Source organism: Micromonospora sp. NPDC002389 (genome assembly GCF_040296095.1).
Lineage (GTDB): Bacteria > Actinomycetota > Actinomycetes > Mycobacteriales > Micromonosporaceae > Micromonospora.
Genome location: NZ_JBEOWP010000007.1, coordinates 44,700 through 57,496, shown reverse-complemented (window position 1 = coordinate 57,496; position 12,797 = coordinate 44,700). Strand labels below are relative to the sequence as shown.

6 protein-coding genes are annotated in these 12,797 nt (G+C 69.4%); 1 reads left to right on the top strand and 5 read right to left on the bottom strand.

Going from position 1 to position 12,797, the window contains the following annotated elements:
• Positions 1–39: 39 nt before the first annotated feature.
• The 5 genes from ABT008_RS15305 to ABT008_RS15285 all read right to left on the bottom strand — a co-directional run bounded on the left by ABT008_RS15305 (position 40) and on the right by ABT008_RS15285 (position 10,643).
• Positions 40–672: a hypothetical protein gene (locus ABT008_RS15305; RefSeq protein ID WP_350696850.1), complete on the bottom strand. Its 633-nt coding sequence runs from the start codon at positions 670–672 to the stop codon at positions 40–42.
• A 40-nt stretch (positions 673–712) separates the two neighbouring features.
• Complete coding sequence (locus tag ABT008_RS15300; protein WP_350696849.1) at positions 713–3,124, bottom strand: family 43 glycosylhydrolase; 2,412 nt, start codon at positions 3,122–3,124, stop codon at positions 713–715.
• Positions 3,125–3,218: 94 nt separating this feature from the next.
• Positions 3,219–6,173 carry a family 43 glycosylhydrolase gene (locus tag ABT008_RS15295; protein WP_350696848.1) on the bottom strand — a complete coding sequence of 985 codons (2,955 nt, stop codon included), beginning with the start codon at positions 6,171–6,173 and terminating at the stop codon, positions 3,219–3,221.
• A 251-nt stretch (positions 6,174–6,424) separates the two neighbouring features.
• The gene (locus tag ABT008_RS15290; protein WP_350696847.1) at positions 6,425–9,166 is read right to left on the bottom strand and encodes a beta-L-arabinofuranosidase domain-containing protein; all 2,742 of its coding nucleotides are present in this window, start codon (positions 9,164–9,166) and stop codon (positions 6,425–6,427) included.
• Between the two features lie 85 nt (positions 9,167–9,251).
• On the bottom strand, positions 9,252–10,643 hold the full coding sequence (locus ABT008_RS15285) for a glycoside hydrolase family 43 protein (RefSeq protein WP_350696846.1): 1,392 nt from the start codon (positions 10,641–10,643) through the stop codon (positions 9,252–9,254).
• A 540-nt stretch (positions 10,644–11,183) separates the two neighbouring features.
• Here ABT008_RS15285 and ABT008_RS15280 point away from each other — a divergent pair.
• On the top strand, positions 11,184–12,704 hold the full coding sequence (locus ABT008_RS15280; protein WP_350696845.1) for a glycosyltransferase family 39 protein: 1,521 nt from the start codon (positions 11,184–11,186) through the stop codon (positions 12,702–12,704).
• Positions 12,705–12,797: the final 93 nt, after the last annotated feature.

Here is a 12,797-nt window from a genome sequence, read left to right as displayed (position 1 = left end):
GCGGGGTCGCCGTGGTTCGGCGGCCCCGCCCTCGGTGGATCACTCGAACAGGGACAGGGTCAGCGTCGAGGTGTACTCACCCGCGGCCACGTCAGCCGGGGTCCGCAGGAACAGGTCCGCGTCGACCGAGTACGCGCCACCCGCGACGGCACCGGAGTCGAACGTGGAGACCAGCAGCTCCTGGTCGACCAGACCCACGTTGTTGCCCGGCTGCGTCGGCTCGTCCAACACCGTCACGACCTCTTCACCCTCACTGACCAGACCGGTGTCCCCACCGTCGATCAGCCGAGGCTTCCAGCCCAGGTGCCCGGCACCGATCGGCTCCTGACCCGCGCCACCGGTGAAGTCGGTCGCGCTACCGAGGACCGCCCACGCCGCACCCTCCGGCACCTCGTCGGCGGTCCGGGTGTCGGTGACCGTCACCGTCGGCAACCCACCGACGAACTGACGCACCAACAACGTCGACCCGTCCTCGGTCAACGCCACCGAGTCACCCGCGACCGTCATCGCCAGGACACCCGGCTCGACGAGTTCCTCGATGTCCACGGTGACGGTGACGTCACCGCTGTCACCCGGGTCGGCCGACACCGGCGCGGCCATCGCCACCGACCCGACCAACAGGGCCCCGGCGGCACCCGCCGCCAGCAACCGCTTCCGATTGTCTGTGCTCATCTGCTTCTCCGTGTCACTCGTGATCGACAGGTTGGAATGATCAGCTACCGCAGGTCGCGGCGGCGTGTTCGGCAGTGCGGACGGTCGTCACGTCCCTGCCGTCGATCGACCCGGTGACCCGGACGGTCGCCGTACCGGCCGGCACTGCGGCCGTCCGGGTGGTGAACTGCTGGAACGCGCTCGCACCCGGCGCCACGGCCGACACCGACCGCTGCCCGTACGCGCTCTCCAGCACCATGTTCACCGGCGCGTCGTGGTCGTTGCGGGCCTGCACCGCCACGTACGCCCTGCCGCCGACGCACCGTGCCTGCACGCTGACCGTCACCGGCAACTCGGCGGTGGCCGCCTCGAACGCCCAGGTGTCGAGCTCGAACAGGTCGGCACCCGCCGGACCCGCGTAGGTGAAGTAGACGTCGTGCACGCCGGTCACGCCGTCGAGTGCGGTGCTGAGCTCCGTCCACTCGCCGATCGTCCCGTCGACCGGGATGGTGGCCACCACCGGCGCGGCCACGTCACCGAGCCGGAGCTGGATCGACCCGCCGGCCACCAGCGGCCGGACCTTCGCGGTCAGGCTCTTGGCCCCGGCACCGAAGTCGACCGAGGAGAGCGCGGTCCAGTCGCCGTTGTCGATGTCGCGGACGACCAGGTTGGGTGCCTCGTCGCCGAACTGGGCGGACCCTCCGTCGATCTTCGCGGTCGCGATGCCCTTGCTCCAGCCGAAGGTCTCCGCCTCGAACACCCGGTACGGGTCGAAGTTCCGGACCTGGTCGACACCGGCGTAGTCGCCCACCACCTGACGGATCGTGCCGTCCGCGTTGAAGCTCAGTTCCTGGATGTGCGGGCTGCGGTAGCCCTGCGTGGTGTTGCCGTTGATGCGCTTGTTCAGCGTCGGGCCGTGGTAGGTGAAGTAGTACTTGCCCTCGTACTCGAAGGCGGACTGGTGGTTGTTGCCTCCGGTGCCGGCGCCGAAGAACTGAGACTGGTTCGGGAACAGCACGCCCGCATAGGTCTCCTTCGGCCAGACCATCGGGTCGTCGGAGATCATGTAGCCGATCTGGCCACCGCCGGGGTAGCCGGGCAGCGGCGTCTGGTTGCCACCGAAGTCGTTGCCGCCGAAGTGCGACGAGTACGACAGGTAGTACTTGCCCTCGCGCTTGAACACCTGGGCCGCCTCGAAGGCCACCGGAGCGTCCACGACCGCCGCCGAACCCTCGGTCGACACCATGTCGTCACCGAGCTTGATCGACCGCAGGTTCTTCGGGTTGTTGAACCGCTCGGCCGCCGGCATGGTGGTCGCCGCCGGACCGCCGCCGAAGTAGAGGTACGCCTCTCCGTCGTCGTCCACGAAGGGAGCGGGGTCGAACTTCCAGGCGACCGCCTCGGCACCCGGGGTGCGGCCGTCGATGAGCGTGCTGGTGCGCTCGCTGGTCCACGGGCCCACCGGCGACGCACCGGTGATGACGTTGCTGGAGCCGCCGCCGTTGGCGTAGTACAGGAAGAACTTCTCCTGCCCGTTGACCACCTTCTTGGCCATGCCGGGCGCCCAGGAGTTGTTGGTGAACGGCGCCACGCCGTTCGGCCCGGCGACCTGGATCTCCCCGTGGTCCGTCCAGTTGACCATGTCGGTCGTGGAGATCACGGTGATCTGGTTGATGTCGCCGTAGTTGATGCCCGGCGAGACACCGGTGGTCGGGTTCGGCGCGTACCCCTGGGTGTCGTTGGTCATGTACATGTAGACCCGGCCGTCGTGGACGAAGCCGTACCCGTCGGCACCGAACTTGTGCCCGATCAACGGGTTGTGTTCGCCGGGCAGCTTGCCGACAACCTCGATGGTCTTCGACGGCGGCGGAGGCGGCGCGGCGCCGACCACCGACACGTCGTCGAGCGTGAAGTCCATCAGGTGCAGGTTCGGGTCGGCGGCCGGGTTGCTCGTCCACGGGGTCTCGAAGAACAGGCGCGCCGTCGATACACCCTGGCTCGCCGGGATGGTGAACTGCCCGTTGACGTGGGCCCACTGACCGCGGTTCGCGGTCACGCTGACCAGGTTGGTGTAGGTGGAGCCGCCGTAGTGCATGGTGGCGAAGAACTGCTTCGTCGCGGGCGAGGCCGCGTTCTCGTACTTGATCCGGGCGCTCAGGGTGTACGTCTGCCCGGCCTGGACCTTGCCGGAGAGGTCCTGCATCGGGCCGGACCCGGTGGTCGCCCGGTTGGTGACCCGCACCGCGCTCGACCCGGCGTAGGCGTCGGTGGTGAGGGAGAGGGTCGCACCGTCGGTGGCGTTGCCGTTGTTGACGAACCAGTTCGCCAGGCCGTTTTCGAACCCGCCGTTGACGACGAGGTTGGTGTCGGCGGCCTGGACCGGTGCCGCCGCGACGAATCCGGCGAGCATCACGCCGGCCGTCGCGAGGGCGGCGACCCGTCGCCGGGCCCCCGTTCGTGGACGCGGTGTCACGAGATGTCCTCCTTGAGATGGAACGGGCAGGGGAGTTCATCGGCACCCCGGAGCCGGCGTGGGACCGGCTCCGGGGTAGATCGGATGGGCGGGATCAGCCGCCGCAGGTGCCGGCCGGGTACGCCGAGGTGCGCACGGTGGTCACGTCCCTGCCGTCGACCGTCCCGGTGACCCGGACGGTCGTCGTACCCGACGGGACCGATGCGGTGCGGGTGGCGAACTGCTGGAACGCGTTGGCGCCTGGTGCCACGTTCGGGACCGACCGCTGGCCGTAGGCGCTCTCCAGCACCACGTCCACCGGCGCGTCGTGGTCGTTGCGGGCCTGCACCGCCAGGTACGCCTTCCCGCCGACGCACCGCGTCTGCGCGGTCACGGTCACCGGCAACGTGTCGTCACGCAGCACCCCGAGCCGGGCCAACTGGAAGCTGAGAGCCCGTTCCGGTGCGTCGATCTGGTTCTGGGTGCCGAACGTGCCGGCGCGGGCCGCCGTGGCGGCGGTGAGCGTGGCACGCATGGCCGCCCAGGCGTCGGCCGGGTACGCCGACTCGTCGAGCGTCGCCGCGTACGCGATGGCGGCGTCCAGCTCGCCGGTGTTCAGCGGCCGGTTCTGCGCGGTGAGCGTGTCGCTGAGCAGGTAGTGGTCGAAGTCGACGTGACCACCGGTCTGCTGGGTCGCGTAGTTGAACAGGCCGACCCGGTGCCCCATGAAGTGCGCCAGGCTGCCGTCCAGCGTCTGCGGACCCACGCGGTTGCCCAACTGCGTCCAGGTCACCCCGTCCAGGCTGTAGTAGAACGTCGTCCAGAGCTGCCCGGTCGGCGAGGCGAAGTCGAGGTCCGCCTTCACGTGCACCTCGGTCGCGTCGCCGAGCGACACCGTCGTGCCGGGGAGGAAGTTCTCCAACGTCGCCTGGTCCAGGTCGACGGCGAACGGCTGTCCCCGGTTGACCACGCCGAGCGTGTTGACCCCGCCGGCACGCTTGACCGCCACGTACGAGAAGCCTCGGTTGTAGGCGGCCAGGCCCGCGACGTCACCATCGGTCATGCGGGAGATGTCCATCCGGGTCTCGGCGGACTGACGGGGCCCGAACGTCCGCTGCGACAGCGTGTTGCGGGCCTCCTCGAACCAGGCCAGCTCGGCGCGGTTGGAGAGCTTGGTGTAGACGTAGTCACCGGTGACCACCTTGCCGGTGGTCAGCCGCAGCCAGCCCTCCCGGTCGGTCAGCGACCAGTAGCGGTTGTCCGGCGCGTGGTTCCACTCCCAGGCCATGTCCAGCCGCGATCCGTTGGGCTTGATCTCGGCCTCGGTCGGGTGCTCGGTGGTGAGCGGCTGCCCGACGATCGAGACGTCGTCGATCAGGTACTCGACGCTGGAGGACGGCGGCTGCGGGTTGGCCCACGGCGTCTCCACGGCGAACTTGAAGTTGTTCAGGTTCGCGGTGGCCGGCACGGTGTACTGGCCGGTGATGGTCGTCCACTGCCCGACCGGGACGTTCGCGAACGTCATCACCTGCACGCCCGAGCCCCAGTCCGCGGCCAGGTTGAACCGTACGCTGCTCGGGCCCGACGTGTACTTGACCTTCGCCGACACGGTGTAGGTCACGCCGTGCTGCATCTTGCCGTTGAGGAACTGGTTCGGGCCGGAGCCGTTGACCGTGCGGTTGCTGACCTTCAGCGCCGACGAGCCGGCGGCCGGGTCGCCGGTGTCCAGCGCCAGCGTCGCGCCGAACTGGGCGGCCCAGGGCGACACCGCGCCGGCCTCGAAACCGGCGTTCTCCAGCAACTGCACGCCGAGCAGCGACTCGTCGACCTCCGGCGCCGCCGGGATGGTCCACTCCTCGTCCATGTACGCCTTGTGCGGCGCGTCGTTGGCGAAGTCGTCCGAGACCACGATGGACTTCTGCCGCTCGAACCGCTCCTGGGCGGGACTGAGCGCGATCGGCTTGGCGAAGGGACCCTCGACCGGCACCACGCCGTTGTTGCCGAAGGTCGGCCAGCCGTCCTCGGACCAGGTCGCGGGGATCAGCGCCGGGATGCGCCCGATCGGGAAGGTGTCCCGGAAGAACATGCCGTGCCAGTCGGTCCTGCCGCCCTCCCGGGCGATCGGCACGAGGCTGCCCTGCGCGAAGCCGTTGGAGTTGAGCACTCCGCGCGCTTCGTAGGTGTTCACCCCGCCCTCGGAGGTGTAACGCCCGAGCAGCTCCGGCGAACGGAGCATGACGACCTGACGCCCCTGTCCGGAGGGCCAGGTGATGATGACCGCGTAGTAGTAGCCGTTGATGTAGTAGAACTGGGCGCCCTCGAAGAGGCCGCCGATGAAGGGCTGGCCCGCGTAGTTGCTCGCGGTGAAGACGTTCGGGAAGTCCTGCACGATGGCGGTCAGCTCGGAGTTGAGCCGCACCGCGCTGATGTTCGCGTTGCCATAGAAGATGTACGCGGTGCCGTCGTGGTCGAAGAAGAGCGACGGGTCGTGCAGGCCCCGACCGAGGGCCGTCCGCTGCCACGCGCCGTTCTCGATGTCGTCGGTGCGATAGATGTAGGCGCCGCCGAGGTTGTTGGTGTTGAAGGCGACATAGAACATGCCGTCGTGGTAGCGCAGCGACGACGCCCACTGGCCCTGGCCGTACGAGTTCTGGCCGTTGCGCAGCGAGAACGAGTCGCCGATGCTCGCCCGGTCGAAGACGTAGTTGACGATCTCCCAGTTCACCAGGTCGTACGACTTCATGATCGGCGCACCCGGGCTCAGGTGCATGGTGGTGCTGATCATGTAGTAGATGTCCCGACCCTCGGCGTTCTCCGCGGCCGGTACCCGCTCGACGCCGATGTCCGGCACGTCGGCTCGGAACAACGGCACCGTGTAGGTGCCGTCGCCCCGGTCGGTCGAGGTGTACGACGACCGGGGTGACCAGGGCTCGGCGGCCTGTGCGGTGCCGCCGGTGGTGACCAGTCCGGCGCCGAGCAGCGCGGCGGTCGCGGTGAGGGCGGTGGCCCGTCGACGGGCGACTGGGGTGCTGAGCTGCCGGAACGGGGCGAGGATGGTGTCGATGTTCATCCGCCTGATGAGGGATCGGAGGCGGGGCGTGCGGGAGCCGACGAACACCTGCATACGAACTCCAGAAGCGAGGTGACGGGGCCCCTAGCTTGTTAGCGTTAACATGGATCGTCAAGAGTTTCCGCGATACTCGCCTGAAATGTCCGCGTAACACCGTCGTCGATGCCTCGTGGGTGCGCTCCCACGAGTCGGGCCGCCCCCGGGTGTCGAGGGCGGGGCGGCCCGCCCTCGACACTCCACAGTTCTTTTGGCTAGACGAACCGCCAGAGATTCGCGTTGCCGCCGTTGTCGTCGGCGAGCACGATCTGCGCCCCCTGGGCGGACGAGGAACCGCTGACGCCGAGAACTCGTCCGCCGTTGCCAGACTGGATCCGGAAGGCGCCGCCCGAGCCGTACCGCAGTCGCCATCGGTTGGCCGCCGTGCCGTTGTCGGCCCACTGCACCACCCGCGTGCCGGCGCCGGTGCCGCTGTTCTCCAGGCCCAGCACCTTGCCGCTGTGCGAGTTGCGGAACCGCAGGTAGCCGTTGCTGTCCACGAGCGCGGTCCAGAGGTGGTCGGCGGTGCCGGTGTCGCCCCACTGGATCACCAGACCACCGTCGGCGGTGGACATGTTCTGCACGCCCAGCACCAGGCCGCTGGCCAGGTTCTGGATCCGCCGCGCGCCGTTGGGCAGGAACCGCCACTGGTTGTCCGGCGTGCCGTTGTCCGGGTCCTGCACCACCCGCGCGCCCTGGGCGGTCGAACCGTTGAGGACGGCCAGCAGCTTGCCGGTGTGTCCGTTTCGGATCTTGTGGGACCCGTCGCCTGAGTCCACCACCGTCCACCGGTGATCGGCCGTGCCGGTGTCGCCCCACTGCAGGACCTGGGCGTTGTCGGCGGTCGACATGTCCTGCACACCGAGCACCTTGCCGCTGTTGGCGTTGCGGAACCGCACCGTCGCGCCGTCGACCACGAGCTGCCAGTTGTGGTCGGCGGTGCCGGTGTCGCCCCACTGTAGGGCGGGAGCGCCGTCGGCGGTGGACATGTTCTCGACCCCGAGCACCAGTCCGCTGGCGGCGTTGACCAGCCGGAACGTCGCATCGCCGGTGCCGCCCGAGCCGCCGGTGCTCCAGTAGACGGTGTAGTTGTGGCCGTGCGCGTCATAGAACGGGATCAGGTTGACGGTCGACCCGTTGGCGGTCGCGGTGAAGGTGAGCGCGGTGCTGCTGGTCCGGGTCACCGAGCCGGCCACCAGGGCGGGCAGCGCCGACAGTGCGGTGTTGCCGTAGTTGCCGGAGAGCACCGCCGGGCCGTACCGCAGCGCCGAGACGGTCGGGTTGTCGTTGGTCGGCTCCAGAACCACCCGCATCGGCAGGCGTACGGTCACCGTGTCACCCGAGGTCCAGGTGCGGGTGAGGGCGGCGTACGTGCCCGGCGTGGTGGCGATGTTCTGCGCCGTGCCGTTGACGCTGACCGTGGCGCCCTGCGTCCACGCCGGAACGCGGATCCGCATCGTCCACGACCCGCCGACGCTGCCGGTCACGGTCAGCGTGGTGGTGTCACCCGCTGGGAAGCTGGTGGACTGGGTGACCGTGATGCCGCGCTGCGACCAGGTCAACACCGACGGCATGAACAGGTTCACCGTCAGGGTGCTGCCGTTGTGGAAGTAGATCGCGTCCATCAGGGTGGTGTTGCTCTCCAGGCCGGTGCCCTGGCAGCACCAGAAGGAGTTGTAGTCGGTGCTCCAGGTGCCGCCGCCCCACGCCGGGCCGACCCCCCGGCGGCCACCCGGTTGCAGCGGCGTGAAGTAGGTGACGTGGCCGTGGTTGTCGGCCGGGTTCTGCGCGCCGATCAGGTGGTTGAGCAGGGCCCGCTCGTAGAAGTCGAAGAACGCGACGCGGTTCGGGTCGAGCAGCCACAGTTCCCGGGTCAGCTTGAGCATGTTGTAGGTGTTGCAGTGCTCGCAGGTGTCGTTGCGCAGATACCCGGCGATGGCGTTCGGCGCGCGGAAGTGCTCGGCCTGGCTGTTGCCGCCGATCGCATACGTGCGGGTGTTGACGGTGAGGTTCCAGGCGTTGCTGGCGATGTCGCGGTAGCGGGTGGTGCCGGTGGCCTTGAACTCGCGGGCCGCGCCGATCCACTTCGGGATCTGGGTGTTGGCGTGCAACCCGTTGAGCTGGTCGGAGTTGGCGGCGAGGGGGTTGAACACGGCGGCGTGGTCGAAGCGCTGGGCGGCGGTCAACCAGCGCGCGTCACCGGTCTGCTGGTACAGGTCGGTCAGCACCGCGTTCATGCCACCGAACTCGGTGCCCAGCATGGCCTGCATCTGGGTGGAGCTGAGCCGTCCGGTGCGCCAGTCGACCCAGCCGGCGAGCGCCAGCAGCACGTCGCGGGCCTGGGTGTTGCCGATGTGCCGCCACACGTCGAGCAGCCCGGCCATGGTCTTGTGGATGGTGTAGTACGGCACGTTGCCGTTGCTGAGCGTGCGGTTCTCCACGGCGGTGAAGTCGGACTCGGGATAACCGCAGAGGTATCCGGTGTTGAACCCGGCCGCCGCGTTGTTGGCCTGGCACTTGGCCAGCTCGGCCACCATCAGGTTGGCCTTGTCGCGGCACGTGGTGTCGCCCAGCACGGCCCACATCTGCGCCCAGGCGGTCAGGAAGTGCCCCTGGGAGTGGGTCCGGAACGGGAAGGAGGGCGCCTCCCAACCGCCGAGCGCCGCGGCGCCGCCGGTGGAGAGGCGGTGGTTGGCGCGGAAGTTGTAGAGCAGTCGGTTCACGTCCACGAAGCGCAGGTAGTTCAGCGTCCGGTTCTGGTTGTCCAGCCACCGGCTGGCGGTCAGCCGCACCTGGCCCGCGTCGAAGGCGTACGCGGAGACGCCGATGTCGGGCCGGGCCGGTGGGATCGCCGCACCGGCGGCCTGGCCGCGCAGCACCGGGCCGATCGTGCCGGCAACGGCCGCCACGCCGGCCGCCTGGAGAAGATGGCGACGATTGAGGGACGGTTGGGGCATCACGGCCTCCGGGTGCGGGGACGGGAGCGACTCGGGCGGGCGGTGGCCGGGCCGGGACGACGGCCCGGCCACTGTCGGGACGGCATCACGAGGTGACCCGGAAGGTGGCGTCCTGACGGTCGGCGGCGCTGGAGGACGAGCTGAGCGGGTCGATGCGCAGTACGTAACCGGCGTGGCGCAGGTAGTACGTGGGGAAGTTGTACGAGCGGAACGACGACCAGGCGCCGTCGGCCAGCCCGGCGGTGCGGTAGAACGTGGCGTCGGCGCGGAAGGTCGCGCTGTTGTCGTTGGGGTCGAGGCGGGCCACGTACCCGCTGTGCCGCAGGAAGCTGCCGGGCACGTTGATCGACTCGAAGGACACCCCGGCCGAGTCGGCGAGGCCGGGCACCATCCGCCACATCTGGTCGCGGTGCGGGTCGAACGGGTACGGGTCGATGCGGATCGCCCGGTTGGAGTGCCGCACGAAGTAGTCGGGCAGGTTCCAGGACTTCAACCGGACCCAGCTCGGCAGGCCCCAACGGCTGACCGCGCCGTTGTACTCGGCCTCGGTGATGCCGACGATCGAGCCGTGCTTGGAGTTCAGCGGCGGCGTGTAGTCGCGCTGGTTGAGCACCGACCACGAGTTGGCGCCGATGTTGCTCGTGCCCCAGAGGTAGAAGTCGTTGTTGATCGGGCTGAACGAGTCGCCCCAGAGCCACCAGCCCGACCCGTCGTTGCGCTTGAGCAGGTGGGCGCCCTCGATCGCGTTGCCCTGCCGCAGTCCGCCGGTGTAGGTGGTGAAGCTGTTCGGGGCGCCGGTGTTCGACCGGGCGCCGTACAGGTTCCCGTTGGACAGGTTCTTGTAGTACATGTACGTCACACCACCGTCGACGTGGATGTCGGCGTCGAGCACCGGGAAGCCGGGGCTGAAGTAGGTCTGCGGCGCGCTGACGGTGCGGAAGTCGCTGGTGTAGTTCACCAGGAACAGGTCCGTGGTGGTGTTGGCCGAGTAGACGATGGCGTACTGGCCGCGTCCGGCGTCCCAGAACACCGTCGGTGCCCAGGTGTGCACGTTGGCGTAGGTGTGCATCTGGATCCGTCGGTACCCGGTGAAGCTGGTCAGGTTGGTCGAGTCCCACACGTGCAGGTACTGGCTGTTGCGGCCGAAGTCGAGCCCGAACAGGTCGGTGGCGACGACCACGAAGGTGCCGTCCTGCTTGCGGAAGATGAACGGGTCGCGCAGCCCCAGGTCACCGGCGGTCGGGGTGACGACCGGGTTGTTCTGGTTGAGCGGTGACCAGTTCAGACCGTCCCGGCTGACCGCGAGGTGCAGGCCGTAGTTGGCCGCCGACTGGTTCGGTGACTCGGTGAAGTACGTCTTCAGGTATGCGGTGTAGGTGGCTGCCGATGCGGCCTGCGGATTGATCGCCAGGCCGGAGGCGGTGAGCCCGGCGGTGGCGATCGCGCCCAGTGTGAATGCTCGTCGAGTCAGAGCCATCGTGCTGACCTTTCTCGGGGTGGGGACGGGGAGGTGATTCCGGCACGTCAAGGACTGGGGGGCGGCCCTTGAGCCCAGGCGGTGGCGTGCGTTCAGACCGTGTCGCCGCGGGAGGTCGAGGCGTCGAGACCTCGGCGCGCGCGGGAGTGGGCGGAGCCGTGGTGGGCCCTCGTCACACGGGCGGTGCATCGTGTGCTGCCTGCGGCGATGGGCGGCCCTCGCCCGTCTCCACGGGTCTGAGGTTTCGACTGTGTTATGCAGCGATGTCGATGTTATCGCTAACAATACGATGCGGTTAACGGGCGCGCAAGCCTCGGATTGGCGGGCGTCGAAGCCCCGCATTCGTCCGCCGTCCGGGTCTGGTGCGGCAGCCGCGCGAGGCGGCATCTTACCGGCGGCGCCGACCGGCTGCTGCGGCTGATTGCCTTCTTTGGGGCCCCGATACCGTTTTGGCGGTTTTTGTGGCATATCGACCTCGTGGTGAAATCCGCTCAATACGCTCCTGGAAGACGGAACCCCTGCCAGATGTGTGAGGGCACGATGAGGGACGCCGACACCATCGTCCTGCCCCGGCTCGCGTCGCCGGAGGCCAGCGACGAGGACCCCTGGGGGGAGGGCCGGGACGGCGGCCCGGTCCGGCCGGTGACCGACACCCGCTGGTGGCGGGTTGCCGCATGGCTGCTGCCGGCGCTGCTGATGGGCGCGCTCGGCGCCGTGCGGGCGGGCGCACCCGGCCTGCGCCTGGAAGAACTCGCGACCTGGGGCAGCGCCGCGTCGTCCTGGCGGGACACCTGGTCCCTGCTCCGCTCGGTCGACGTCACCGTGGTGCCGTACCACCTGCTGGTGCGGGGCTGGGCGGAGGTCTTCGGCACCTCCGACCTCGCGCTGCGCGGACCCTCGATCCTGGCCATGACCGGGGCGGCGGCGCTCGTCGGGGCGATGGCGTCCCGGCTGTTCACGCCGGGCACCGGCGTGCTGGCGGGCGTCGTCTTCGCCCTGCTGCCGACCTCGGCCCGGTACGCGCAGGAGGCCCAGCCGTACGCGTTGACCCTGCTCGCCGCGGTGCTCGCCTCCTGGCTGCTCCAGTCGGCCGTCGACCGGCCGAGGTTCGGACGTCTCGCGCTCTACGCCGGTTCGGTGGTGGTGCTGGGTCTGTGCAACGTGATCGCGCTCCTGCTGCTCGTCGGTCACGGCTGGACGGTGTTCGCCTTCCGGCGTGCCGTGACCGGTCGATGGCTCGTCGCGGCGGGCGTCGGCGTGCTGCCCGCCGCCGGGCTACTGTGGCACGCGATCGGGCAGGGCGGCCGGCTGCCGAGGGTGTCGAGCCCGAGCCTGGACGCGCTTGCCGCGACCCCCAGGGAGCTGTTCGGTGTCACCGCGCTGGGGGTGGTGCTGCTCGCGCTGGCGCTGTTCAGCCTGCCGATGCGCTATCCCGCCGCCATCTACACGACCTGGGCGGTGGTGCCGCCGCTCGGCTTGCTGATCGTCGCGCAGGTGGCACCGGTCTGGCTGCCGCAGTTCATGCTCTTCACGCTGCCCGCCTGGGCCACGCTCGGTGCGGCGGCCCTCGCCAGGGTGCGCATGCGGTGGGCCGCGGGGGTGGTGGCGGCGATCGTCGTGATCGGCGCGCCGATCCAGGTCGCGGGGCGGGAGCCCGACGGGCACGAGCAGGCCACCCGGCAGCTCGCGGAGATCATCGACGGCCGACTGCAACCCGGTGACGGGGTGGTCTACGGGTCCGCCGATCCGGAGGGCGGTTGGGTCGGCCGGCACGTGGTGGCGCACTACCTGCCGGTCGACCGTCGGCCGCAGGACGTCCTCGCCGCCGGTCCGCGACACCTCCGCAGCCGGCTTCCGGTCGCCGAATGTGTCGACGTGGCCGGGTGCCTGACCGGTACCCGGCGACTGTGGGTGGTCCGACTCGGCGAGCGGACCGACCCGGTGCACGCCATCGGCGGTGCCAAGGAACAACTGCTACGCACCCGGTACCAGGTGGCGCAGGTCTGGCGACCCACCGGCCTCACGTTGGCGTTGCTGGTAAGCGAGCGGGACCAACTGTAACTCTTCGTGTTCTTCGTGGCCGCCTCGGTGGCCGGAGCCTTGGGAGGCAACGTGGGCGTCGTCGTCGACACACGCCTGTCTCGAACCACACCG

Bases quoted from the DNA above. Each gene is read 5' to 3' on its own strand.
- ABT008_RS15280 (WP_350696845.1), top strand. From the start codon at position 11,184: ATGAGGGACGCCGACACCATCGTCCTGCCCCGGCTCGCGTCGCCGGAG.
- ABT008_RS15305 (WP_350696850.1), bottom strand. From the start codon at position 672: ATGAGCACAGACAATCGGAAGCGGTTGCTGGCGGCGGGTGCCGCCGGG.
- ABT008_RS15290 (WP_350696847.1), bottom strand. From the start codon at position 9,166: ATGCCCCAACCGTCCCTCAATCGTCGCCATCTTCTCCAGGCGGCCGGC.
- ABT008_RS15295 (WP_350696848.1), bottom strand. From the start codon at position 6,173: ATGAACATCGACACCATCCTCGCCCCGTTCCGGCAGCTCAGCACCCCA.
- ABT008_RS15285 (WP_350696846.1), bottom strand. From the start codon at position 10,643: ATGGCTCTGACTCGACGAGCATTCACACTGGGCGCGATCGCCACCGCC.